We start from the raw sequence: 25467 nt of genomic DNA on the forward strand, positions 1-25467 counted from the left end.
TAACTTATAAGAGTTATTAAAAATAACGATTTACTTGTTTTATCCCCCCTCGATAATATAACTCCTGCGATGTGTAGTAGTGGCGTGTGGGACGGCTCCAATCGTGCTCCGGCTCGTTGTTGCTATACAATCTGTCGAGATCTTATCCATGAATGGGGAACTGATCAGGATGAAACTGAAGAATTTCGGGGCTGCTCTGCTGATCGCCAGCACGACCCTGACATCTTTCGCCTCTGCAGCCATGGCTGCCGATGTTCCGAGCCCGAACCAGTACTACTGGCCGAAGGGCATGAACCTGGCCAAGCTGCGTGCTCACGATTCAGAGTCTGATCCGTACGGTGCGGATTATTATACGAACTATCACAAGAAGTTTGAGCAGCTGAACCTTCAGGAAGTCCGCAAGGACATCGAGAAGGTCATGCTGACCTCTCAGCCCTGGTGGCCGGCTGACTACGGCAACTATGGTCCGTTCTTCATCCGTATGGCCTGGCACAATGCCGGTACGTACCGTGCCATCGATGGCCGTGGTGGTGAAGAGGGTGCCCAGCAGCGTTTCGCCCAGCTGAACGACTGGCCGGACAATGCCAGCCTCGACAAGGCCAAGCGCCTCCTGTGGCCCGTCAAGAAGAAGTATGGTGAGAAGCTCTCCTGGGGTGACCTTATCGTCCTGACCGGTGACGTTGCCCTGAACCAGATGGGCTTCAAGACCCTCGGCTTCGTCGGTGGTCGTCCGGATGACTGGCAGTCCGAGCTGATCTACTGGGGTCCGGGCACGACGTTCTTCCCGAACAAGAGCTCCTTCCAGGTCGGTCAGAACGGTACTCTGAAGCACCCGCTGGCTGCCACGCACATGGGCCTGATCTACGTGAACCCGGAAGGGCCGAACGGCGATCCTGATCCGGTCAAGTCCGCTGCCATGATCCGTCTGGCATTCGGCCGCATGGCCATGAATGACGAAGAAACCGTGGCCCTGATCGCCGGTGGTCATACCTTCGGCAAGGCTCATGGTGCCCATCCAAACTCCTGCCTGAGCGGCCCGCCGGTTGCCAACGGTGTGGAACATCAGGGTCTGGGCTGGGCCGACCACTGCATCAAGGGCAAGCAGACGGCTGACGATGCGTCCACCAGCGGTCTGGAAGGCTCCTGGTCTGCCGATCCGATCCACTTCACCACGCAGTACATTGACAACCTGCTGAACAATGACTGGGTGCTGGGCACAAGCCCGACCGGTGCTCACCAGTGGCACACCAAGACGGATGACAAGATTGCTCCGGATCCGGCAAACCCGAACGATCCGTCCAAGATGCGTCCGATCATGATGTTCACCACGGACATCGCCCTGAAGACCGATCCGGCCTACCACAAGATCCTTGCCCGCTGGGCCGAGCATCCGAACGAGTTCGCCGATGCCTTCGCCCGTGCATGGTTCAAGCTGGTCGTTCGTGACATGGGTCCGAAGAGCCGCTACTTCGGCAGCGAAGTTCCGAAGGAAACCTTCGTGTGGCAGGACCCGGTCAACATGCCGGCCAAGCCGATCAACCAGGCTGACGTCCGTGAGCTGCGCAAGCTGATCGCTGCAACCGGTCTGTCCGACCGTGAGCTGATCAAGACAGCATGGGCTGCTGCTTCTTCCCACCGCGTGACCGATCACCGTGGCGGTGCCAACGGTGGCCGTCTGGCCCTGATGCCGCAGAACGGCTGGGCCGTGAACGATCCGGAAGAGCTGAAGACCGTCCTGCCGAAGCTGGAGCAGGTCCGCGACAAGTTCAACGCTCACAGCGCCCGCAAGGTTGCTCTGGCTGACATCATCGTTCTCGGCGGTAGCGTCGGTATCGAGGATGCTGCCAAGAAGGCTGGTGTGAATATCCAGGTGCCGTTCGCTCCGGGCCGTGGCGATGCCACACAGGACCAGACGGACGTCAACTCCTTCAACCTGCTGGAGCCGACGGCTGATGCCTTCCGCAACTACTACCGTGCGGATGCGGACAACACGCCGCCTCTGAACGCTCTGGTGGACAAGGCTGACACGCTGGGTCTGACCATCCCTGAGATGACAGTCCTGCTGGGTGGTCTGCGTACTCTGGACATCAACACGGGTCACTCCGCCAACGGTGTGCTGACGAAGAACCCGGGTGTGCTGAGCACGGACTTCTTCACCAACGTGCTGACGATGGACACACGCTGGCAGAAGGTTGAGGGTCAGGAAGACCTTTACGAGGGCTTTGACCGTGCAACCGGGCAGAAGCAGTGGACAGCCACGGACGTGGACCTGGTCTTCGGTGCCAACCCCGAGCTGCGTGCCGTTGCTGAGGTTTACGCCTCCAACGATGGCAAGGCGAAGTTCTACAATGACTTCGTGAAGGTCTGGACGAAGGTGATGAACCTCGACCGCTTCGACCTGCAGCGCTAAGATCTGTCCCTTCCTGCGGGAAGATCAGACGATACATTCCGTCGGGGAGACATCTCCCCGGCGGTCTGTCCAAACGTGGAGGATAGCATGTTGAAATTTGCTGGTGGTGCACTCGCCCTGTTTATGGCAACAGCCTTTTCTGCCACGGCGGCAACGGTTGATGTGCAGATGCTGAGCCGTGGCAGTCACGGTTTCTCTTTTGAGCCAGCTGTCGTTTACATCCATTCTGGTGACAGTGTTCATTTCATTCCGACGGACAAGGGTCATAACGCCCAGTCCATCCCCGGCATGACACCTGATGGCGCACAGCCCATCAATGTTCCTTTCAGCCAGGAAAAGACGGTACAGTTCACCAAGCCGGGTCTGTATGGCTATAAGTGCCTGCCCCATTTTGCGCTGGGCATGGTAGGGCTGGTTGTTGTCGATAATGCCAACAATGAAGCAGAGGCCCGCAAGGCGCCGCTTTATGGCGCTGCCAAGCGTCGCTTCAATGAGCTGTTCCAGGATGTGGACAGCAAGAAGGGCAAGTAAGAGGGGTCTGGCCCAAGGGCTGGAGACTGTTTACTGCTGGGTCGGCCCTGTTTCCGTTCTCAGGAACGGAGGGGCCGTTTTTTTATTCCATGGTCTATGGAGGCAGAGTGTGTCAGAGAAAGTGGAAACAGGAACCGGCAGACCGGAACGTTATGGTTCGGTGGCCATCATCCTGCATTGGGTGATTGCGGTATTGATCCTCTTCATGATCGGCCTGGGGCTGTATATGGATCATGTACCCCTCAATGATCCGACACCCCTGCATCAGCTGCACAAGTCTGTCGGCATCGTGACCATGCTGCTGATCGTGGTGCGTGTCCTCTGGCGCCTGATACATAGGGCCCCGGCCTTGCCGCAGGACCTGTCGGCAGGGCAGCGTGTGGTGGCAGGTGGGATGGAAGGGCTCCTCTACCTGTATCAGATCATCCTGCCCGTGACGGGCTGGCTCATGGTCTCTGCCATGGCCATGCCGATCGTGCTGTTCGGGCTGGTATCGTGGCCGTTGATCCCTCTGCCGCAGAGCGTGATGGATAGCGGCTATCTGGCGGAAATCATGCCAGATGTTCATAACTGGCTTGCATGGACTTTCGGTGGATTCATAGTCCTGCATGTGCTGGCAGCTCTTTATCACCGTTTCATCCGGAAAGATCAGGTGGTGGACCGCATCCTGCCCCGCCATGGGGGGGGACGGTAAGCGGTTCCTTTTTGCCGGGTCAGCCAGCAAGCACCCTCATCGGTTTGATGGGGGTGTTTTTTTATGTTGGCTGCCAATGGGGGGCACAGCTTTATCCAGTCTGGGGGATGTGGTATCAGTCGATGGATCAGGCAGGATATAAGGAAAACAACATATCCTTGTTCTGCTTTCCAGACTGGCTGCCCTGGTGCCGTATTGGCACTGTCCGGCAGTCCTGAAGCTGGGTGATGGATCATATACAGGCTAGGTACCTGCTGAAGGAAATTCCCAATGGCGTCAGATCACAAGAAGACCCATATTGGCAGCCACAAGCTGCATCCCGAGACACAGATGCTCAATTACGGTTATGACCCGGCCCTTTCGGAAGGAGCCGTGAAACCGCCCGTGTTTCTGACGTCGACCTTCGTTTTTCCCACGGCAGAAGATGGCCGGGATTTTTTTGATTATGTTTCCGGCCGGAAAGAACCGCCGGAAGGCAAGGGGCAGGGGCTGGTCTATTCCCGCTTCAACCATCCGAACAGTGAGATTGTTGAAGACCGTCTGGCTGTTTACGAAGAAGCAGAGCGTGGGGTGCTGTTTTCTTCTGGCATGTCGGCCATTGCCACCACTCTGCTGGCCTATGCCCGTCCCGGTGATGTGATTCTTCATTCCCAGCCGCTCTATGGTGGGACGGAAACCCTGCTGACCAAGACCATGGCTTCTTTGGGAATCAAGTCCGTGGGGCTGGGAAGCTGCGGAGTGGATGAGGCCATCATGCGTGAGGCTGCCGAAAAGGCCATCGCAGAAGGGCGTGTCTCCCTGATCCTGATCGAGACACCGGCCAACCCGACCAATGGTCTGGTGGACCTGAAGCTGGTGCGCCGCATTGCCGAGGAGATCGAGGCCAGACAGGGCAGCCGTCCCATCATCGTCTGTGACAACACGCTGCTCGGGCCGCTTTATCAGCATCCGCTGAAGCATGGGGCCGATCTGTCACTGTATTCCCTGACAAAATATGTCGGCGGCCATTCCGATCTCGTGGCCGGGGCCGTTCTGGGCAGTGATGCCATGACACGCCCGGTGCGTCAGCTCCGTGGGGCCATTGGAACCCATCTGGACCCGCATAGCTGCTGGATGCTGGGCCGCTCTCTGGAGACGCTGGGGCTGCGCATGGAGCGTGCCACCCTCAATGCCCAGCGTGTGGCGGAGCTGCTGCGGGATCATGCCAAGGTGAACAAGGTGCATTTCCCACCGTTCTACGAGGCTGATTCGGCGGAGGGGAAAGTCTATGCCCGCCAGTGCAGTGGTGCTGGCTCGACCTTCTCCTTTGATATTGAAGGGGGTGAGGCTGCGGCTTTCCGCTTCCTTAATGCGCTGAAGATCATGAAGCTGGCTGTCAGCCTGGGAGGCACGGAGTCTCTGGCCAGCCATCCGGCGACGATGACACATTCCGGCGTGCCGAAAGAGGTACGGGAGCGCATTGGCGTCACGTCATCCACCGTGCGGCTCTCCATCGGTGTGGAGCATGTGGATGATCTGCTGGTGGATGTGAAGCAGGCGCTGGACGCCGCCTGAAGGTCACGGTGTCAGCCCTGATACGGAAAAGCCCGCCTCTCTGAAGGGGCGGGCTTTTTTTAATGGCGATAGAAAGAAGGCGGATGCTTCAGTGTTTCAGCCAGCGGGCCAGACTGTTGCCGATGAGCTGCATCAGGCTGACCATGATGATGAGAACCACCACCACCCCGAACATGACGGTGGTGTTGAAACGCTGATACCCGTAACGGATGGCAAGGTCACCCAGGCCCCCCGCCCCGATGACGCCCGCCATGGCAGAGGCCCCGACCATGGTGATGAGCGTGACCGTCACGCCGGTGACAAGTCCCGGCAGGGCCTCGGCAATCAGGACGGAGCGGATGATGGTCATGCGTGTGCCACCCATGGCCCGGACGGCATCCACAAGGCCGGAATCAACCTCCCGCAGGGCCATTTCGGCAATGCGGGCAAAATAGGGAATCCCGGCGATGGATAGCGGCACGATGGCCGCTTCCGTCCCCAGAGACGTCCCGGCGATGAAGCGCGTGACAGGGATGAGCAGCACCAGCAGGATGATGAATGGCACGGCACGGACGGCATCCACCACCATGCCCATCAGTCGGGCGGCAAAAGGCAGCCGGTATAGCCCCTGCGGGCCGGTGGCGATCATGAACAGGGCCAGCGGCAGTCCGAACAGGACGGAAAGGGCCGTGGAGGCCACGACCATTTCCAGCGTCTGCCATGTGGAATGGAGGATCAGCTTAAGAATGAGAGGGGACATATCCCAGGACCTCCATGTTCTGCGCTGCCGTCTTCAGGTGATTCAGAGCCTGTTCCGTCCTGTCTCCTTCAAGGCTGAGGATCATGTCACCACTCAGATGGTCCCCGACGGTGGTCACACCGCCCTGTAGCAGGGCCGTCTGCACGCCGAACCGTTCATGCAGTGCACTGAAGAGCGGCTCGCTGGCATCAGTCCCGCTGAGGACGAGCCGTACGATGGCCTTGTGTGGTCCTGCTGACGGTGTGGCAGCCATTGTCTGTGCCAGAAAGGCAGGGAGGGACGGACGGATATCTGCCAGAAGGGTCTGGAGGGTCCGGTTGTTCTGTCCATCCCGGAGGAAGTCCAGCAGGGTTCCATCTTCGACGAGGCGGCCATGATCGAGGACCAGGATCCGCTGGGCAAAGCGGCGGACCACATCCATCTCATGGGTGATGAGAACGATGGTCAGCCCCAGCTTCCTGTTGATGTCGGCCAGCAGGTTGAGGATGGAGCTGGTGGATTCCGGGTCCAGAGCAGAGGTGGCTTCATCGCAGAGGAGCAGCGTCGGGTTGGCTGCCAGAGCACGGGCAATGCCGACACGCTGTTTCTGCCCGCCGGAAAGCTGGGAGGGGTATTTCTTTTCAAAGCCCTTCAGCCCGACAAGCTCCAGCAGTTCCGCAATGCGGTTGGCCTGTTCTTTGCGGGGGCACCCGGCGATCTGGAGGGGCAGGGCAATGTTGCCTGCCACGGTGCGGGAAGTCAGCAGATTGAAATGCTGGAAGACCAGACCGATCTTGCGGCGGATGCGGACAAGCTGCCGCTCTGGTTGTGTGGTGAGGTCCACACCATCCAGCAGGATGTGGCCCTGCTGGGGGCGTTCCAGCGCACAGAGGCAGCGGAGCAGGGTGGACTTCCCTGCTCCAGAGCGGCCGATCAGCCCCACGACCTCCCCCTGCTTTACCGAGAAGGAGATGTCCTGAAGAGCCGTATGCTGCCCAAAACTGTGGGTGACGTGCTGGATGTCGAGAATGGGCTTCATGGCCACGCAGGTGTGACTGTGCCGTGATAGATGTCCAGAATGAGCTTGTGGACATTCGGCTGATGATAGCTTTCCACCAGCGGCTTGACCCATTCAGCGTTGGCATCACCCTCATTGACGGAGATGAAATTGACGTACGGGTTGTTCTTCAGCCCCTCCACGCCAATGCGTTCCTGCTCGGTGATGCCTGCCTTGCGGGCCCAGTCCATGTTGACAACGGCAGCATCCAGATCAGGCAGGGAGCGGCCAACCACACCGGCATCCAGCTCTTCGATGGAGATGTTGCGGGGGTTGTCGGTGACATCCAGCGCCGTGGGGAAAAGGCCGGAATCAGCAGGCAGACGGATCAGCCCCAGTGTTTCCAGCACATGGAGGGCACGACCCTCGTTGCTGGGGTCGTTGGGGATGCCAATACGGGCATTCTGCGGAATTTCGGCCACGGAGTGCCATTTGTGGGAATACAGGCCAATCGGCTGGAAGTATGTGTCGCCGACAGGGACGATCCTGTAGCCGTGGGCCTTGATCTGGGCATCGAGGAAGGGCCGGTGCTGGAAGGCATTGGCGTCCACGTCATGCTCGGACAGGGCCTCATTGGGCGTGTTGTAGTCGGAGAATGGGATGATCTTCAGCGTCAGGCCACGCTGGGCAGCATTCTGGCTGACGAGCCGCCAGATATCCTCGTCCTCGCCAGACATGATGCCGATTTTCAGCGTACGGCCATCGGCACGGGCGATTCCCGGATGGGCCAGGCCAAGGGCGGCAGCACCAGCCAGCCCTGCTGAAAGGCCAAGAAAACGGCGCCGGGGAAGGTGGGAAAACCGGGACATGGTGGTACCTTTCAACATTAAGGGGTGGATCAGTACGGTATCATGGACAGTTCCACAGGGGTGGAAAAGTCTTGCCAAGGCTGCACCATTACATCCCGCTTGTGCGGAATGATTTTTCTGGCCGGGGAAGGCCGTGCGTAGAGAGTGTTTTTAGCGGGTCGCTCTATTCTGTCAAGGTAAAGAGATGACCATATGAACAGTTAATGATAAAGGAATATAAAGCCTGATGAATATGTGCGGGACTTTATGAAAGGCCTTTCACCGTGTCTGTTCGGGGGCAGGTGTTCCTGCCCCCTGTAGAGGAGGTCAGTCTTCCTGTACCACCAAACAGAGACCTGTTGTTGGTGCCTGTTTGGTGATGAGTCTGGCCTGTCCGGTTTCGAGAATGACTTCCCGGATGGATCCGCCAAGGTCACTGACAAAGGCCAGGGTACCTTCGGCATCGACCGCCAGACCGATGGCCTCATCCAGGTCCCGCAGGATGACCTGCTGGTCATGCAGCCCGTGTTCATCCACCCGGGCGACATTGAGGCTGTTGCCATCGGGCGCAGCGCCACGGTCCGTCCACCAGAGCTTGCCCAGAGCAGGCGAGACATGCAGGTCGATCGGCTCTGGCAGATGGTCGGCCAGAAGCTCGATGTCATGACGGTCTGCGGGGTCCGTACCGGCAGGGAGGTCCAGAGACATGCGGAAAATGCGGCCACGCCCCCCTTTGGGAGGGCCTTTCTGCGACCAGTAGAGATGGCCGTTGCTGGTATCAAGGGTGATGCCTACACAGTGGCGTGTGGCATCCTTCACGTGCTCCGGGTAGGTGCCGGTCTGAAGAAGCACCTCCACGTCGGAGCCATCACGGCGGCACCGCATGATGCGCATGCCTTCACGGTCGCACCAGTAGAGATGCTCGCCTCCCGGGGTGGATGTCAGCTGTTTGGGGGTGACGACCAGTCCGTTGGCCACAAGCACCTTGTGGTCGCTGCCATCCAGTCGGGCGGATTCGATGGTGCCATCGGCATCACTGGGGTTGGCGCCCATGTTCGTCCAGTATATCCGGCCTTCCGTGGGGTCGATCCACACTCCGTCCGGGCAGCCCCAGCCGATGTCGATATGGGACAGTGGGCAGCCATCCTGTACGGAGAGGGCAGTGATCCGGGCAGGTTCGATCTCGAGTGAATGAAGAACGATGTTTCGGGTCATGAGGTGGCCTTGCTGTAATCATAGAAACCACGCCCGCTTTTCACGCCCAGCCTGTGTTCGGCAATCATCTTGCGGAGCAGCGTGCGGGGCGCTTCGGGCAGGTGGGGGAAGGCTGCGGCATAATGTTCCTCGATCTGGAGGACGATATCGAGTCCGACCTGGTCCATGAGGCGGAATGGCCCGGCAGTTGTGCCCTGTGTCTCGCAGTAGAGGCGGTCTATGGTTTCGGGGTCGGCCACACCTTCTGCGGCGACACAGAGGGCCTCACGCTTGATGGCGGCCCAGATGCGGTTCTCGATGAATCCGATGCTCTCTTTCCGGGCAATGTAGGGGGACAGTCCCACCTCGCTGAAATAGCGGGCCAGATCCTCCATGAGGGCCGTGTCAGTTTCTCCACAGGACATGAGTTCCACGGCCCGTTTTTCAGGTGGCATCATGAAGTGGGTGTTGAGGACCCGGTTCTTCTTCGTCACCTTGCCGACGATCTGGCTGGAAGGGAATGAGGAGGAGTTGGTGGCGAGGATGGCATCGGCAGGTGCCAGCTGGTCCAGCTGGCCAAAGATGTCTGTCTTGAGGTCCTGCTTTTCAGGCAGGGCCTCGATGACAAGCCAGGCGTCTTTCACGGCGTCTTCCAGTGTGGTGGCGATGTCCACATGGCCGGCTTTTCCACCTTCGACAGAGGCGACAACGTCAGGCAGGTGCTGCCCGACATAGGCGGTGGCCTTCCGGGTGGTTTCTTCCTGCCTGTCAAAAAGGCGGACGGTGCCGCCGCGTGTTGCCAGCATCAGGGCGATACGGGAGCCCATCGTGCCAGCGCCAAGGATGGCGGCAGGGCGTTCAGGCACCTTTTCCGTCAGAAAATCTGCCATGGCATGTTCCTTTGCTGAAAGGGGCTGGCGGGGGCCAGACCTCACGGCTCATCTTATTGAATGAATGGCTAACATTTACTTTATCATTACGTGTCGCCTGCTGCGATCATCTTTGGATAACGGAGACGTCATCTGGCAGGCCATGCTCCTTGTGGCGTGGCCTGCCGGGCTCATGGTCAGCGGGTCTCTGTCAGTTCGGGGGCAAGTTGCGCCGTTCTGAACTCGGTGAAGTCGTATTGCCCCACGCCAGAGGTGATGAAAGGGTCTTCCGCCAGAAGGGTTTCAATTTCCTCTCTGGTGATCCCATCCCGGACAATGAGAATGCCCCCATCCCCCGATAGTTTGGGGCCGGATGCCAGCAGGATGCGCCGCTCGAAAAGCGTTGCAAGGAAGGCACGGTGTGCAGGGCGTTGGGCCTGAACCTCATCCGGGGAGGCGAGATAGGACACTGAGGCGATGATCATGGCAGACACTCTTCTGATTCATGGTGCCGTTTTGGGGGAGAGGAGCCCCCGGGGCGGGTGGAAGTTCCGGTTTCCTGGCAGTGTCATTCCAGCGGACAGAATAACACTTTCATAATAATGGCATTTTTTTTAAGGATGAAGGAGATGGTTTTCCGTACTGGGAACCCACTATTTTTGCAGTCATGCCCGTATTGCATGGAGGAATAATCATGATTCGTATTCTGATCGCCTTTTTCGTCCCCTGGCTGACGTTCTTTACCATTGGCCGTCCGATTGCAGGAATCATCTGCCTGGTGTTGCAGATCACCATTCTGGGTTGGATTCCGGCAGCCATCTGGGCGCTTCTGGCTCTGCGCTCCTATGATGAGGCTCGCTGAGCTTTCAGTCTGGCCGGAAAAAAGCCCCTGTCCGTAAAGGCAGGGGCTTTTCTGTATCAGCCCCCCTTGCCTGTCATGGCAGAAGGGGGGGAAGGGCAGAGGCCGGTCAGGCCTTGTTCTGCCCGGTGGTTGTATCGGGCACGCCCCTGCTGTTGATGAAATGCTCCAGCGCCGGGCCCTGGATGTCCACCACATCACGGGGATACTGGATGCCCGCCTGTTCGAACCGTTTTTTCATGCGGCGGTTGAATTCCCATTCCACCGTCCAGCGTCCGGCATTCGTGGTGGGATAGACACCCTTTACGGAGACGGAGGATGTGCCGATGGCAGACACGCCCCAAAGGTCGAAATCTGCCAGGATGAGGTCTCTGTAGGCCTCTTCATTCCGCATTTCCTTGCCAATTTCCACAAGGATGGCAGCGACCTGGTCTGTATCGCTGTCGATGTCCACCGTGGCGAGAATCATCGCACGGGAGAAGTCACGGTTGTAGTTGGTCACCTGGCTGAGCGAGCTGAACGAGAAAATGTTCATTGATCCGTCATTAGCCCGGACATGAACGGAGCGCAGGGAGAGCCGTTCGATCACGCCATAGGTGCCGTTCAGCGTTACGGAGTCGCCGACAGTCAGGGCATTTTCCAGCAGGAGGAAAATTCCGCTGATGAAGTCCTGCACCAGCTTCTGGGAGCCGAAACCCAGCGCCACACCAAAGATGGAAGCACTGGCGATGAGCGGGCCTGTATCAATTCCAAGCTGGGAGAGGACCGTCAGCCCGATGATGACAGCCAGAACCAGCAGGAACAGGATGCGGAACATCGGTGTCAGTGTCTGCAGGCGGGCAATGCGGATCTGCACATCCCGGCTGTCCTGTTCGCCCAGACGGCGGATATGATGCTCGATGGTCACATTGGCGACCTCCCAAGCCAGAATCCCGATGACCAGAGCCACCAGAATGGTCAAGGCTGCCTGGAAGATGCGGGGACCAAGCGTGTCATGGCCGAGCAGGATGTAAACCGGAGCGCCCCACGCCAGAGCAAGGGCCAGAATGGTCAGGACGGCCATGACGAGACGGATGACCGTCGTGGCAGCCGGGTAGTAACGGCGGATGCGGAACAGCGTCTCTTCATTGAGATTCCAGCTGTCCAGTGCCCGCATGAAGCGCTCCAGCCCGCCATAGGCCAGAATGCTGACAATACGGACAGCTACCAGCGCCACCAGGGTACGGACGAATATCTGGAGGATGAGCTGGTATCCGCCATCAATGTCGGCTGCCCAGACAAGCCACAGGGCGAAGTCGAAGAACAGGGCCACAATCCACCAGCTGCCGGAGACCAGCGCCATGATGGACTGGAGGCGGCGGTTGGCTGCACCGATATGCTGGCAGGCATGCTGCACCCGCTTGCGGGAGCGGATGATCATGACGGCGAGGAAGAGGTGGACGGCCAGCAGCAGGAGCTTCTGGAGACCGCTGGAAACAGCCATAGGCATGGCCATGGCGTGCAGCATGGCCAGCAGTGAGAAGCCCCAGGCCAGAATGACACCAATCTGGCGGAAATAGCGGAAGATGAAGGTTGAGGAACTGTCCCGCAGGATGCTCAGCCGCAGCCATGGGGTCTGTGGGGCGAGGAAGATGCGCAGGACCAGGGTCCACACGCCCAGCCCGATGCCGATCAGCCAGGAGATGCTCCAGATTGCATGGGCCGCTTCGGTGGAAGGTGCAGGGTCCAGCACGCCCATCAGCAGGGCGATCAGGGGAAAGGTGCAGATGGTGATCAGCTCCAGCAGGGCGCAGGCCAGCGTATAGGGAGCGCGGCGCAGGCAGAGCATGAGCTGTGTCAGTGCCCCCTGATGGCGGAGACTGTCCTCAAGGCTGGCCTGGGTGGCGGCGGCCTCCTCTTTGGTCTGCTCATTATGGGTGGCTGCCGTGCGGGCTGTATCCGTGGCGGCTTCCGTTGCTTCGGCACGGGTCTTGTGCAGTTTTTCAGCTTCCTGCTGGAAAACCATGTGGTCGTGCTTTTTCGCCATGCTGCTGATGCGCCGGTAGAGAGGGCGCAGGATGATGCGCACGCCGAAGAAAAGCAGGTAGCTGCACACCAGCATGATGACCACACGCAGGGCGATGTGGCCGACACGGGCCTGTAGGGCCGGGTCATGCACAAGGGCCTGAACCCACGGGGCAATGGCGCCGAAATCGATGATGCTCTGATGCAGGATGTGCAGCTGCTGGAGGGCACGGTCACCGAAAAGGGCAATGTTTTCCCGGGCCAGATCAATGACGGAGGCATGTTTCGCCTGTGGCTCGGCCTGGGTCAGGTTCTGGAGGGTCGTCAGGAATTTCTGACGCTGGGCATCATCGCTCAGGACAGAAATGAGCTGGCGGGCCTGGTCAGCGGAGAGGCCTGTCGTGGTGGCTGGTGCCGGGGCGTCTGCGGCCAGTGCCCGGGCGGGCAGGGACCCGAACAGGGCCAGACAGGCCACCAGCAGGGCTGGCAACAGGCTGCGTACGAACAGACCGGTAAAATGCCGGTACGGAGCGGCCCCCGTGTTGGGGTGCGGTATTCTGTCAGTCATGTAGATACGCATCTCCTTTTTTGGTGTGAGGCGGCAGCATGCCTTCTGTCCGGGCCGTTTTCGCAGAACAGTGTCAGGATTTTAAGGCACGCTCTGGTGAAAGGAGGATTAATTTTCTGAAATCCCCTGTTTCAGGCAGGAGGGGTACCGCCATCCCGTCCCGGTATCGGAGATGGAATGGCGGAGTATGCAAGGCCTTATGGCCCGTTTTTCAGTGGGATGGACGTGCGGAGAGCTGAACGGCCCATAGCTGGGCCAGATTGTTGGCAGTCCCCTCGCCATCCATGCTGCTGAAGAGCTGGAGGGCTTCTGTCTGGCGTCCGGCGTCCATCATGGCCATGCCCAGGGAGAGGCGGGCGAGGTCCGGCTGGTGGGGCTGTTTCCCCAGTCCCTGCTGCATGAGGGCCAGACCCTGATCCACCTGTCCGTTGAGGACAAGGTTGTATCCGGCTGTCAGGGAGGGGCTCGCCTCGGTGGAGGTTTTGGCTTTTTCTACCATGGCGGGGAGGCTGGTGCGGGCTTCTGCGGCACGTTGAGCCACGAAAGCCCGGAAATGCGCCTGGGCTTCTGCCCCGGTGCCAGTTCCCAGCAGGTGGCGGGCATAGCCTTCATCCAGAAGGTTCAGGGCCAGCTGGGGCAGCTCCATCTGCACGGCCCGCTCTGCCATGTCTTGAAACTCGGCCGGGCTGGTCAGCAGGCCAGTGGCCAGGCGCAGACGCTGGAGATTGAAGACCATGCGTGGCGTGAGGGAATGGTCGGTTGTCAGGTCATGGATCAGCATCTGCCAGTACTGGGGGCGGGCATGATATTTCACCAGTTTGACATAGATGCCTGTCTTGCCCGCCGTGTCATGCAGCTGGTCGTAAGCGGCGGCGAGCATCTGGAGCTGGTTTTCCGCCGGAATCTGTCCAGCCTTCCGGTCGGCGGCCAGCATGGCCCGGCCTGCCTCCACCGTGCCTTTCCAGTCCTGCTGGAGATAGTGGCACTGGAGGAGAAGGGTCTGCATCTGCTGGTTCGGGCCGACTTCCTTCAGATAACGGCTGGCTGCGTTGGCGGCACTGGCATAGTCACGGGCTCCATAGGCCAGACTGGCCTGCGCCATGAGCATCTGCTGCCGTGCGGCCGGAGTGGTGCGGCTGTTCCTGATGAGGGTTTCATAGGCCTTCAGTGCGACAGGGACATTGCCCGCCTGGCTGGCCGCCGCTGCCCGCATCTGAGCGATGACGTAGCTTTCATAGTCGCTCTTTCCTGCCACGGCATCAGCAGCATTGACGAACTCCAGGGCTTTGGCTGGCTGATGGCTGGACAGAGCTGACTGTGCATTCTGGAGCTGCGTGCCGACCTCCCGGCCCAGCTCATCCTCTGCCTGCGCTGCCCCGATGAGCAGGCGGGTGGGAGCCTGCCCGGAGATGGGGGACAGGCAGGAGAGGGCAGACAGGCCAAACATGCCAGCCAGCAGCCAGCCGTGCGGGTGTTTCGGGTTTGGCAGGCTCATGGGTTACTGTCCTTCCACAAACTGGTCCAGACCAACAATGCCCAGCTTCGTCACGCCAAGGCGCTGGGCGTCCGCCATCACATGGGCCACGGTCTTGTAGGTGGCAAGACGGTCGGGACGGATATGGATCTCCGGCTGCTCACCTGTCACGGGATGGACGGCCCCGTTCAGATGGGCCTGAAGGTCCTCCTCCGAGGTGATGGGCGTGTCATTCCAGCTCAGCGTATTGTCATAGCTGATGCCAATTGTTGCAACCTGTGGCTGTATTGCAGAGGGTGGTGGATCGCCCTGGGGGAGGTCGATCGCTACGGAATGGGTCTGAAGCGGGATGGTGATGATGAGCATGATGAGCAGCACCAGCATCACGTCGATCAACGGTGTCGTGTTGATGTCGACAATGGCTTCATCTTCATGAGTGCTGCCCGTACCAACGTTCATGGCCATGAGGAATCTCCAAAAACTGTCTGCCTCGGGCGTCATGCCCCGGTGAACCGGGCCGGGGAGAACCGGCAGGAAGGGCCCCCACCCGGCAGGGCAGGGGCCGGAAAGACCACAGGTCAGTCGTGCGGCTGCTCTGTGATGAAGTCAACATGCTGGATGCCTGCCTCCTGGCAGGCCGCCACGATCTTGCCAATGGGCATGTACTGGGCCGAACCGTCCCCGCGGATCTGTATCTGCGGCTGGGGCTGCTGGCGTGCTGCTTCCATGAGACGGCTGACAAGCACCTTGTGGTCCCCGATGGGCTGTGTGTTCCAGTAGGTCTGCCCATCCGCCGTGACAGCCAGCACGATGTTGCCAGGCTTGGTCTGGGTTGGCTGGTTGCGGTCTACCGGCAGCTTGACCTTTACGGTGTGCGTGGCCACCGGGATGGTGATGAGGAAGATGATGAGCAGCACCAGCATGACGTCAACCAGCGGTGTCGTGTTGATGGCTGATACCACCTCGCCATCATCACCCATGTCTCCGGTGTTGAATGCCATGGTTCAGATCCGCTCGTTCGTGGTTGTCGTGGTCGGGCTGTTATCCTTCGTGCTGTTGAACACGGCGTCATGACGGTAACCGCCGATCAGGACGGAATGAAGGTCGGACCCGAAGTTGCGGACACGGTCCATCGCACCCTTGTTGCGACGGACGAGCAGGTTGTAGCCCAGCACGGCCGGCACGGCCGTGGCCAGACCGATGGCTGTCATGATCAGGGATTCACCGACAGGACCGGCCACCTTGTCGATGGAGGCCTGGCCGGCAATGCCAATGGCTGTCAGGGCATGATAGATACCCCAGACCGTACCGAACAGCCCGATGAAGGGGGAGGTGGAGCCGACCGTACCAAGGAAGGCCAGCCCGCCCTGAAGACGTGTGTTGATGGTCTCCAGCGCCCGCTGGATGGACATGCTCGTCCATGACTGGAGGTCGATGGAATCCCGCATGGAGCCTTCATGATGGCGTGCTGCCACGATGCCGGTCTCGGCAATGTAGCGGAAGGGGGAATCCGCCTTCAGTGTCTGTGCCCCTTCCTGGATGGTCTTCTGTGTCCAGAAGGTCTGGTTGGCGGCCCTGGAGGCCCGGAAGAGGCGGGATTGTTCAAGGAATTTGCTGATCATGATGATCCATGTCCCCAGAGACATGATGGCCATGATGAGCAGGACGCCACGGGCGATGATGTCACCGTTTTTCCAGAGTGCACCCAGCCCGTAGGGGTTTTCCTTCGGCGCTTCCTCGGTCGGTTTTTCACTGACCGGCGTAGCGGTGACCGGGGTGCCGCTTTCAGCACCAGCTGGCGGAGCAGCGGGTGTGGCCCCTGCTGGTGCCGTGGCCGGTGCAGCCCCGGCGGGGGGAACTGCGGGTGTGGTGCCTGCGGGAGGCTGGGCTGTCATCGTGGTCCCGGCGGGCGGAGCGGCCGGGGCAGCGTCCTGCGCAAAAGCGGTGGAGGCCAGCGGCATGGCAGCCAGAGTCAGGGCCAGGGCCGTGCCATAGACAGCGTGCGCCCGGGGCGCAGCAACAGTTACGGGGAGGCGGAACAGTCTGGTCATGAATCCCATATCCTTGTCTAAAAAAGCACCAGTCTGGAGGTGCTGCACCGGTGGGAGAAACCTCCCGTATCGGTCTCCCTGTCATTCCTGCCATCCATGGCAGGTCGGGACAATGTGAAAACGTCTGCTACCCTGCCCCCGCAGGGGTGCCCGTTTGGGGCAGGGCAGCTTCATGCTGGTCTGTGCTGGCTCAGAATGGCTTCATTCATCACCAAGGGTAAAGTCCACATGCAGGACGTGGTTGTGTTCCACGACTGGCTGCCCACCCACCACGGCTGGCTGGTAGCGGACTGGTGAACGCTCGAGGAAGTCCAGCGCACTTTCGGCAAAATCGTGCCCGCCCTTGACGCTCAGCAGCTTGCAGTTGGCCGGTTTGCCGTTGGTGAGGATGTCGCAGGAGGCCGTCACGGAGCCTTCACGGCTTTCCTCCTGTGCTTCCTCTGGATATTCCGGCCGCACATTGTTGATGGGCATGGCACCAGCGGAGTGGTCACTTTCAGACGAGCTGTTGCTGGAGCTTGCCGACGGTGCCGCTGCTGAAGACTGGGCCGGGGCCGATGGTGCAGGCTGGGGTGCCGCCGCCTTCGGTTTGGGGGCCTTCTGGTGGCTGTGCTGGATCGGCGGTTTGGGGGGTGGTGCCACCCTGATCTTGGGAGGGGGGATATAAGGTGGCGGCGGTTGCACCATCACCGGCTGCGGTGGTGGTGGAGGCGGCGGTGGTGGGGGAGCCTCCGCAATGACACGTGTCTGGATGGGAGGATGCGAGGGTTCCTGCTTTTCCATCCTGGTAAGTGTCAAGGCATAGACCACCAGCCCGATGGCCAGAAAAGCCACGACAACAGCGACGATGTAATCCGTCGGTTTGCGTTGCTGGGCGGCATAGCTTCTCATTCCAAAACCTTCTTACCCTTTTCCACGCCGCAGGTCCGGCGCTTCTTCCCGGCAGGGCAGGCCTGCCAGCATGACTGGTACCCTCACAAGACGGGACGTGCCCGTACGGGGGAGGGGAAAAACCTTGTGCCGCATCACGGGCACGGCCCCATGCCGATTCCTTCTCCTCGTCCCTGGCGGTCAGGCCTTGCCCGGTAAGGGGAGACAGCAAAGCAGCACGGGAACGTTCCCGTATCGGTTCCTTTACCAATGGCCCAAGCCGCCCCTTTGATGCAAGGGCTCTCATGCGACTCTTTCGCAGGATCGCCTGTGCATAAACAGGGGCATATCTGTGGATATTTTTTGAGGAAATCGGAAAAACGGCAGTTTATGGACGATTTTGAAAGGTTTTTCGTGGCTGTGATGATGTCCGGCCTGTGAATTGTTTTGGTTGGTCCTTCTTATGAAAAAAACAGATTTTTTTTGATGATTGACATTAAATACGATATTTAATCGTTTTATTGGCGGAAAAGCTACCATTAAGAGAGGGGACATGAACCAGAATGTCATGCCCCCTCTCTTACGGTCTGTTCCGGGTGAGTACCCCCGTGTCAGACGGGTTTACTGTGCCGTGGCACTGGCCTCGGAGCGTGTGGCGCTCACACGCTGGGCCAGAGATGCTGCCATGAACTCATCCAGATCGCCATCGAGCACAGCATCAGGGTTGCCCTTCTCGATGTTGGTCCGCAGGTCCTTGACGAGCTGATACGGCGCCAGAACGTAGGACCGTATCTGGTGCCCCCAGCCAATGTCCGTCTTGGCGGCCTCGGCGGCGGAGGCCTCGGCCTCCCGCTTTTGAAGTTCGGCCTCATAGAGGCGGGCCTTCAGCATTTCCATGGCCGTAGCCCGGTTGCGGTGCTGGGACCGGTCCGTCTGGCAGGCCACGACGATACCTGTCGGGATGTGGGTGATGCGGATGGCGGAGTCCGTCTTGTTGACGTGCTGCCCACCAGCCCCGGAGGCCCGGAACGTATCCACACGCAGGTCGGAATCGATGATCTCGATTTCGATGGAATCATCCACAACAGGTGAGATGTAGATGGAGGCAAAGGAGGTCTGCCGCCGTGCAGCGGAGTCGAAGGGGGAGATGCGCACGAGGCGATGCACCCCGGCTTCCGTCTTCAGCCAGCCATAGGCATTGGGACCGCTGACGAGGATCGTGGCGGATTTCAGCCCGGCCTGTTCCCCTTCACTGCTTTCCATCAGGGAGACCTTGTAGCCATGCTTTTCGGACCAGCGGGTATACATCCGCAGCAGCATCTCGGCCCAGTCCTGCGCTTCCGTACCGCCAGCACCGGCATTGACCTCAAGATAGCAGTCATTGCTATCGGCTTCACCGGAGAGGAGGCTTTCCGTCTCACGCTGCTGGGCCTGGGCGGCGAGGCTGCGCAGGGTGGCGAGGCCTTCCTGCACCACGGTGTCGTCATTTTCCATCTCGGCCAGCTCGACAAGGTCCAGCGTGTCCTGCACGTCGGCCTCCAGAGCCTCGACCCCTTCGATCTGGTTGGCGAGCATCGTGCGCTCACGCATCAGTTTCTGGGCGGCGTCCGGGTTGTTCCAGAGGTCCGGGTCTTCAGAGAGATGGTTCAGTTCGGCAAGGCGTGTTTTGGCGACATCCCAGTCAAAGATGCCTCCTCAGCAGTGCCACCGACTGCTTGATCTGTTCGGAGAGGGCTTCGGTCTCAGCCGACATCAGGCGTTCTCCTGCTTTCTTCAGGTTGATGTTGCTGCCTTAGTATAGACCACCGACGCCAATGTCACCTCCCTCTGCCGGGTTTGCTTTCTCCTGGGGCGGTGCCGCAGGCAGGGAAGCAGGGGCATGTGAGGGCATGGTTCCATCCAACGGGTCGGTGATGGTACCACTGCTGGACGGGCTGGAGCTGGGCATGTCCGTCTCGGAATCAGGAATCATGTCCGCACCGGTGTCAGCAGCGGTAAGGGCCTGTGTCCCGGCTCCGAAACCATGCAGCGGCACGGAGGCTCCCGGAATCTGGTTCGGTTTGAAGGCATCCGTGGCACGGATGCGCCCTGTATCATATTCCGCCAGCGTGATGCCGTCCGGTGCGGGGAACTCCAGCCGGGGCCGGGTGGCGAAGACGGCCTTCATGATGCCGTTCCAGATCGGCCCGGCCAGATGGCCGCCTGTTTCATTCTTGCCCAGGCTGCGGGGCGCATCATAGCCGATCCACACCACGGTGACGGTGTCGGGAGAGAACCCGGCGAACCAGGCATCATGATAGTCCTGACTGGTACCGGTCTTCCCGGCGATGGGGCGGTCGATTCCCACGCCAGCCCGTACGCCCGTGCCCCGGGCGATGACATCCCGCATCATGGTGGTGATCTGGAAGGCACTCTGCGGCGAGGCCAGGACCGGGCGGCCATCATGGATGACGGGCATCCCGTTTTCTGTTGTCACGGTACGCCGGTTGGCCTGGTTGCGCCAGATGATGGTGCCATCAGGATTCTGGATGTAGTCGATCAGGCTGGGGGTGATGCTGTGGCCACCATTGGCGATGGCCGCATAGGCCCCGGCCTCCCGCAGGACGGTGGTCTCCACGGCTCCGAGGGCAGCGGGCAGGTAGGGTGGCATGTTGTCCACCATGCCGGACCGTACGGCCATGTCGCTGACGGCCTTCATGCCCAGATGGGCCGCCACACGGATGGTCACGAGGTTGCGGCTTTCTCGCAGGGCATCATGCAGGGTGGTGGGGCCCCAGTTGTCGTGTTCGTAATTCTGCGGTTTCCAGTCTCCGAAACTGATGGGAGAATCATCGAATGTTTCGGAGGGGGAAATGTCCCGTTCCATCGCTGCCAGATAGACCAGCGGCTTGAAAGAAGACCCCGGCTGGCGCTGCGCCTGCGTGACACGGTTGAACTGGCTCTGCTGGAAGGACCAGCCCCCCACGAGGGCCAGGACACGCCCCGTATGGGCATCCAGCGTAACGGTCGCCCCTTCCACCTGCGGAATCTGCTCCAGGGCGGCGGAGCCGTCATCCTGCGGCTCGATCATCACGAGGTCACCCGTCTGAAGCGGATGGGTGCGGCGGCTCCATGTTTCGTCTGTCTTGCGAAGCGTGGCAGTGTGGGCCTCATGCGCCTTCACCCAGCCGATACGGGGTGCTGGTGTTGTGGAGAGGACGACGGCCAGCCGCCATGTGGACAGCATGCCAGCCGGATTTTTCTGCCGGGCCATGCTGCCCTGCCAGTCTGCCATGGCGTCACTGTCCAGATGGCCGACAGCCCCGTGCCAGCCCTCATGGGTGCGGGCATAGGCCATCAGCCCTTCCCGCAGCAGTTTCGTGCTGACCTGCTGGAGGTGCGGGTCGAGGCTGGTATGGACGTCCAGCCCGCCTTCCGTTGTCTGTTCCTCATTATAGAGGGATGTCAGCTGGCGGCGGACTTCCGCAGCGAACCATTCGGACCCTGCAAGCGGACCGAAGCGCACCTGCCCTTGCGGCACGAGCGGGTCCTGCTTGGCCTGCTGGGCTTCATCGGCAGGGATGGCGTGGGTTTCGCCCATCCGGTCCAGCACCCAGTTGCGCCGCCATATGGCCGCTTTGGGGTGGAGGAACGGATTATAGTTGCTGGGGGATTTGGGCATGCTGGCGAGCATCGCCGCCTCGGCATCGCTCAGCTGGTCCAGCGTCTTGTTGAAGTAGGTCTGCGCCGCCGCCTCGACCCCGTAGGCTCCGTTCCCCAGATAGATGCCGTTCAGGTAGATTTCCAGAATCCGGTCCTTGGAAAGCGTGTGCTCGATCCGCATGGCGAGCAGGGCTTCCCGCACCTTCCGTTCGATGGTCAGGCTGTTGTTGTTCAGCAGCATGACCTTGGCCACCTGCTGGGTGATGGTCGAGGCCCCCAGAGGCCGTTTGCCCTGATGGGTGAGGATGCTGACGATGTCCGTCACGCCCGCCCGTAGCATGGCCAGCGGGTCCACGCCGCCATGGGAATAGAAATTCTGGTCCTCCGCCGCAATGAAGGCATTGCGGACGAGCGGGGGAATGGCCCGGATGGGCACATAGATGCGCCGTTCGTGGGACAGCTCCGCCATGAGCTGGTCATCGGCCGTGTACAGCCGGCTGACCACGGGCGGCTTGTAATGCTGGAGAGCGTCCACGCTGGGCAGATTGGCGCTGAGATGGGCATACAGTCCCACCCCTGTGAGAATGACGGCAGAAACGCCAAACGTACCGATGCCAAGGGCAGCCCCCAGCAGAAACCGCCAGCGGCGGAAACGGGGCTTCTGGGATGGTGAGGGCGGGCTGTCTGGCAGCATGGGGGAACGCTTCATGCCCTCCCTATAACATGGCCTGCAAAAGAACGGGAAGAAGCAGAGTGTTGCCTGTTTTTTATGGGTGGGTATGGCCGAGGGGACGGGGGCTGCCTATGGTGGTGCCCTGTCATGGGGTGGCTGGTCCAGTCCCGCCCATGTGGATTTTCTGAAGAGATTCGAGGAAGCTGTTTCATGTTCGAACGTCCCTCCGGCCGTACTGACGACGCCCTTCGCCCGGTTACCATCGAGACCGGTTTTTCCACTCATGCGGAAGGGTCCGCCCTGATCCGTGTCGGCGGGACGGAGGTGCTCTGCACCGCTTCCGTCGAGACACGGGTCCCGCCGTTCCTGCGGGGCCAGGGCCAGGGCTGGGTCACGGCGGAATATGGGATGCTGCCCCGTGCCACCCACACCCGTGGCTCCCGCGAGGCCGCCCGTGGCAAGCAGTCCGGCCGCACGCAGGAGATCCAGCGTCTCATCGGCCGTTCCCTGCGGGCCTGTGTGGACCTCAAGGCTCTGGGCGAGTGCATGATCACGCTGGACTGTGACGTGCTGAACGCCGATGGCGGCACACGCTGTGCCTCCATTACCGGGGCGTGGGTGGCTCTGGCCATCGCTCTGGAAGGCATGGGCAAGTCGAAGGCGCTGACGGGGCAGGTGGCTGCCGTGTCCTGCGGGCTGACGGATGCCGGGCCGGTGCTGGACCTTGATTATGCGGAAGACAGCACGGCACAGGCTGATACCAATTTCGTTCTGACCGCTGATGGCGGCATCGTGGAAATTCAGGGTACGGCAGAAGAGCGCCCCTTCCGGCCTGAAGAATTCCAGATTCTGTTTGGTCTGGCCCAGAAAGGTGCAAAGGAGCTGTTCGCCGTACAGAAAGAGGCTCTGGCCCGCAGGAAGGAAAGTGCATGATGAGCGGGCAGGATTCTGGCCGCCGTCTGGAGCGTGGCAGCGAGATTGTTCTGGCAAGTCACAATGAAGGCAAGCTGCGGGAATTTTCTCTCCTGCTGGCAGAGAGCGGCATCATGGTCCGCTCGGCTGCCGAACTGAGCTTGCCAGAGCCTGAAGAGACGGCTGCCGACTTTGAGGGCAATGCGCTCATCAAGGCGGAAGCCGCTGCCAAGGCAACGGGCCTGCCGGCACTGGCCGATGATTCCGGCTTCTGCGTGGCGGCATTGGATGGCAGACCGGGCGTCTATTCTGCCCGCTGGGCAGGCCCGCAGCGGGACATGACACTGGCGATGAACCGTGTGCATGAGGAGATGCAGGCCAGCGGGTCGGCTGACAAGGCAGCGTCGTTTGTGGTGGTGCTGTGTCTGGCATGGCCGGATGGGACGCATCGCTTCGTACGGGGTGAGTGTCGGGGGCAGGTCTCATGGCCACCGAGAGGGACGCATGGGCATGGTTATGACCCCATCTTCATTCCTGAAGGAGAAAGCCGCACGTTTGCCGAGATGGCCGAAACGGAGAAAAACCGCTTCAGTCATCGTGGGCAGGCGATGCAGCAGTTTCTGAAAGAGTGCGTAGCCTGACTGTAATAGTGGCTGTGTAGGGGATGGGTACGGCACCATTGATGGCTGTGCCCATCTTTTTTTTTGGCCATGGGAAACGTGATGGATGAGAGAAAAGTTAATTCACGTCTTCACATAGGTAATAAAATGAGATTTAATAAAAATAACTATTATTTAAAGTAATAAGTGAGCCGCTCATGCAGACAGGCAGGCCATCGTGGCGAGTGACGATGCAGGAAAGACCGGACCTGTCTCTGAGGTGTGTCAGCCTGTTGGGGCGGACGGGCAGGTTTTTGCGGTCCCCGGTAGTTCTTGCCGTACTGTCTGTTGCTGCAGGGCTGGGACAGGCGGAAGCGCAGGTTACTGAAAAGGTTCCCCCTGCCGTGGAGACCATGCCGGGAGCCGGGGTGATCGGCCAGCCACGCCGTGTCACGCTGGAGGAGAACCGGTCCCGCAAGCGGCATCAGGGAGACTGGGGAGCCTTCAACTGGGGGAATGGTGAATTTGCCGGGTTCGGGCCAGTTGGTGTCTACGGGGTCGCCCCCTGGGCCGAGGACTGGAGCAGCAAGAAAGACCCCAGGAATTACACGGATTTTCTTGATCCCCTGAAGGCCATCCGCCTCAATGAGTCGGGCAGCATCTGGCTGTCGCTTTCCGGTGAATCCCGGATACGCAACTGGTATGAGTCGAGCCCCATGCTGGGGACGGTGAACAGGCGTCATTCCGGCCGGTTTACGGTACGCAACCTGCTGGGGGCGGACCTTCATCTTGGCCCGCACTGGCGGATATTCGGGCAGCTGAACAATGGTGAGGCGGCCGGATGGAACTATTACGGCTATAATGCGACATGGCGGCGCAGGCTGGGGGTGCAGCAGCTCTTTGTCGGGTATGAGCGTAAACTGTTCGGTGCAAAGGCCGGCGTGATGGTCGGGCGGCAGCAGTTTCTCGATGCTCCTTCATGGCTCGTCTACATGCGGGAAACTCCCAACGTCCCGCTTTCATGGAATGGTGTCCGTGGCTATGCGCTGTGGAACCGGATCAGGCTGGACCTGTACAATTTTGTCGCTACACAGGTGACGAGGGATACCATCATGGGGGGCGGGTTTGATGATGGCACCCGCCTTTATGGGGGGAATGTCGGGATCGCCCTGCGGCCCTTTTCCATTGGGGGGGAGCAGGTCCATTCCTTTCTGGACCTCTTCTGGATGGGTTTCCGTGATGAGGGGAAAACGGCAGCCGTGGCCCGTTACAAAGGGTCGGAGGCGGGAACGCAGACACGACAGAATGGTGGCTTCCGCTGGTATGGTTCGGCACCGTCCTTCGAGTATGAGCTGGGGGGCGTGTATCAGGGGGGACGGTTCCATCCCGGCACGTCATCCATTGCCAGCCGTCCCGTGAGTGCCTGGGCCGTGCGGGGCGTGCTGGGCTGGCGTCATTCCTCATCCTTTCTGCATCCCTTTCTGGGCGTGCAGGCGGAGGCTTACAGCGGAGGAGACAATCGCCGGAAAGAGGGAACCGTGGGCACGTTCTCGGCCCCGTTCTCACCCCGTAATGGAACGTTCGACCTGACACGCACCATTGCGAGGGCCAACATCGTGAGTGCCGGCCCGCTGGCCAGCATCGCACCCCGGCCTTTCATGAACATCCGTATCCGGGTGCCTTACCTCTGGAGGGAGAGCATGAATGACGGGCTGTATAATTCATCATCGCCCTTTTCTTTCCTTTCAGGGCCGAAGCTGCGGCAGGCCGGGCGGGCCGTGGGGTTGCAGCCGCAGGGGCAGGTGCAGTTCCAGCTTCAGCAGCACGTCAACTGGCAGATTGATGGGGGAGCGATTCTGCTGACACATCGCATGAGGCAGGCCGGGGGGAAGAACGGGACCTACATGCTCTCGACCCTCACGCTGCGTTTCTGAGTCTTCTGATAAATACGATTTTGTATTGTGAAAAAGAATGGCGGTCTCAGAGGCGATTTTCCGCCG

23 protein-coding genes are annotated in these 25467 nt (G+C 60.3%); 8 read left to right on the plus strand and 15 right to left on the minus strand.

Features of this window, described 5'->3' with window-relative positions:
- The first annotated feature begins 169 nt into the window (after positions 1–169).
- From katG to ASO19_RS07770, 4 genes are all read left to right on the plus strand, one after another.
- A complete protein-coding gene (gene katG, locus ASO19_RS07755) occupies positions 170–2410 on the plus strand; it encodes a catalase/peroxidase HPI (RefSeq protein WP_043561779.1) in 2241 nt (746 codons plus the stop codon).
- A gap of 87 nt (positions 2411–2497) precedes the next feature.
- Positions 2498–2941: a pseudoazurin gene (locus tag ASO19_RS07760; protein WP_154980901.1), complete on the plus strand. Its 444-nt coding sequence runs from the start codon at positions 2498–2500 to the stop codon at positions 2939–2941.
- A gap of 109 nt (positions 2942–3050) precedes the next feature.
- A complete protein-coding gene (locus ASO19_RS07765) occupies positions 3051–3635 on the plus strand; it encodes a cytochrome b (protein WP_258036063.1) in 585 nt (194 codons plus the stop codon).
- A gap of 270 nt (positions 3636–3905) precedes the next feature.
- Positions 3906–5189, plus strand: coding sequence for a cystathionine gamma-synthase family protein (locus ASO19_RS07770; protein WP_043561774.1), 1284 nt, complete (start codon positions 3906–3908; stop codon positions 5187–5189).
- Positions 5190–5277: 88 nt separating this feature from the next.
- Here ASO19_RS07770 and ASO19_RS07775 read toward each other — a convergent pair whose 3' ends face one another.
- The 6 genes from ASO19_RS07775 to ASO19_RS07800 all read right to left on the minus strand — a co-directional run bounded on the left by ASO19_RS07775 (position 5278) and on the right by ASO19_RS07800 (position 10300).
- Complete coding sequence (locus ASO19_RS07775) at positions 5278–5928, minus strand: methionine ABC transporter permease (RefSeq protein WP_043561771.1); 651 nt, start codon at positions 5926–5928, stop codon at positions 5278–5280.
- The gene (locus ASO19_RS07780) at positions 5909–6946 is read right to left on the minus strand and encodes a methionine ABC transporter ATP-binding protein (protein ID WP_043561769.1); all 1038 of its coding nucleotides are present in this window, start codon (positions 6944–6946) and stop codon (positions 5909–5911) included. Before ASO19_RS07780 ends, ASO19_RS07775 begins: the two co-directional genes overlap by 20 nt.
- Positions 6943–7773 (minus strand): MetQ/NlpA family ABC transporter substrate-binding protein, encoded by an 831-nt coding sequence (locus tag ASO19_RS07785; protein WP_081562507.1) that lies wholly within the window; start codon positions 7771–7773, stop codon positions 6943–6945. Before ASO19_RS07785 ends, ASO19_RS07780 begins: the two co-directional genes overlap by 4 nt.
- Before the next feature lie 306 nt (positions 7774–8079).
- The gene (locus ASO19_RS07790; RefSeq protein ID WP_086441456.1) at positions 8080–8967 is read right to left on the minus strand and encodes an SMP-30/gluconolactonase/LRE family protein; all 888 of its coding nucleotides are present in this window, start codon (positions 8965–8967) and stop codon (positions 8080–8082) included.
- Entirely contained in the window at positions 8964–9836 is an 873-nt protein-coding gene (locus ASO19_RS07795) for a 3-hydroxyacyl-CoA dehydrogenase family protein (protein WP_103765749.1), read from the minus strand. The genes ASO19_RS07790 and ASO19_RS07795 overlap by 4 nt, the downstream gene beginning before the upstream one ends.
- 176 nt (positions 9837–10012) lie before the next feature.
- Positions 10013–10300, minus strand: coding sequence for a YciI family protein (locus tag ASO19_RS07800; protein WP_043561763.1), 288 nt, complete (start codon positions 10298–10300; stop codon positions 10013–10015).
- A 212-nt stretch (positions 10301–10512) separates the two neighbouring features.
- On the opposite strand from ASO19_RS07800, the gene ASO19_RS07805 reads away from it, so the two are divergent.
- Entirely contained in the window at positions 10513–10677 is a 165-nt protein-coding gene (locus ASO19_RS07805; RefSeq protein ID WP_086431740.1) for a YqaE/Pmp3 family membrane protein, read from the plus strand.
- 106 nt (positions 10678–10783) lie between these two features.
- Here the strand turns inward: ASO19_RS07805 and ASO19_RS07810 are convergent, their stop codons facing one another.
- The 9 genes from ASO19_RS07810 to ASO19_RS07845 form a co-directional block, all read right to left on the minus strand.
- Complete coding sequence (locus ASO19_RS07810) at positions 10784–13246, minus strand: mechanosensitive ion channel family protein (protein ID WP_181005237.1); 2463 nt, start codon at positions 13244–13246, stop codon at positions 10784–10786.
- A 211-nt stretch (positions 13247–13457) separates the two neighbouring features.
- The gene (locus tag ASO19_RS07815) at positions 13458–14741 is read right to left on the minus strand and encodes a tetratricopeptide repeat protein (RefSeq protein ID WP_258036062.1); all 1284 of its coding nucleotides are present in this window, start codon (positions 14739–14741) and stop codon (positions 13458–13460) included.
- 3 nt (positions 14742–14744) lie between these two features.
- Positions 14745–15185: an ExbD/TolR family protein gene (locus ASO19_RS07820; RefSeq protein ID WP_043558836.1), complete on the minus strand. Its 441-nt coding sequence runs from the start codon at positions 15183–15185 to the stop codon at positions 14745–14747.
- A gap of 113 nt (positions 15186–15298) precedes the next feature.
- A complete protein-coding gene (locus ASO19_RS07825; protein WP_043558738.1) occupies positions 15299–15721 on the minus strand; it encodes an ExbD/TolR family protein in 423 nt (140 codons plus the stop codon).
- A gap of 3 nt (positions 15722–15724) precedes the next feature.
- Positions 15725–16771 (minus strand): MotA/TolQ/ExbB proton channel family protein, encoded by a 1047-nt coding sequence (locus ASO19_RS07830; protein ID WP_103765774.1) that lies wholly within the window; start codon positions 16769–16771, stop codon positions 15725–15727.
- A 201-nt stretch (positions 16772–16972) separates the two neighbouring features.
- On the minus strand, positions 16973–17662 hold the full coding sequence (locus ASO19_RS07835) for an energy transducer TonB (RefSeq protein WP_043558736.1): 690 nt from the start codon (positions 17660–17662) through the stop codon (positions 16973–16975).
- Positions 17663–17674: 12 nt separating this feature from the next.
- A complete protein-coding gene (locus tag ASO19_RS09250; protein WP_258036102.1) occupies positions 17675–17800 on the minus strand; it encodes a hypothetical protein in 126 nt (41 codons plus the stop codon).
- A 462-nt stretch (positions 17801–18262) separates the two neighbouring features.
- A protein-coding gene (gene prfB / locus ASO19_RS07840; RefSeq protein WP_103765750.1) for a peptide chain release factor 2 occupies positions 18263–19394 on the minus strand; the annotation gives its coding sequence in 2 pieces (ribosomal slippage) (positions 18263–19324 and positions 19326–19394; 1131 coding nt in all).
- A 39-nt stretch (positions 19395–19433) separates the two neighbouring features.
- Positions 19434–21992: a penicillin-binding protein 1A gene (locus ASO19_RS07845; RefSeq protein ID WP_103765751.1), complete on the minus strand. Its 2559-nt coding sequence runs from the start codon at positions 21990–21992 to the stop codon at positions 19434–19436.
- A 174-nt stretch (positions 21993–22166) separates the two neighbouring features.
- On the opposite strand from ASO19_RS07845, the gene rph reads away from it, so the two are divergent.
- The 3 genes from rph to ASO19_RS07860 all read left to right on the plus strand — a co-directional run bounded on the left by rph (position 22167) and on the right by ASO19_RS07860 (position 25401).
- Positions 22167–22889, plus strand: a complete 723-nt coding sequence (rph, locus tag ASO19_RS07850) for a ribonuclease PH (protein WP_103765752.1) — start codon at positions 22167–22169, stop codon at positions 22887–22889.
- Positions 22889–23509 (plus strand): RdgB/HAM1 family non-canonical purine NTP pyrophosphatase, encoded by a 621-nt coding sequence (rdgB, locus tag ASO19_RS07855; protein WP_103765775.1) that lies wholly within the window; start codon positions 22889–22891, stop codon positions 23507–23509. The genes rph and rdgB overlap by 1 nt, the downstream gene beginning before the upstream one ends.
- Positions 23510–23781: 272 nt before the next feature.
- On the plus strand, positions 23782–25401 hold the full coding sequence (locus ASO19_RS07860; RefSeq protein WP_181005238.1) for an alginate export family protein: 1620 nt from the start codon (positions 23782–23784) through the stop codon (positions 25399–25401).
- The last annotated feature ends 66 nt before the right edge of the window (positions 25402–25467 follow it).

Source organism: Parasaccharibacter apium, from assembly GCF_002917995.1.
Lineage (GTDB): Bacteria > Pseudomonadota > Alphaproteobacteria > Acetobacterales > Acetobacteraceae > Bombella > Bombella apis.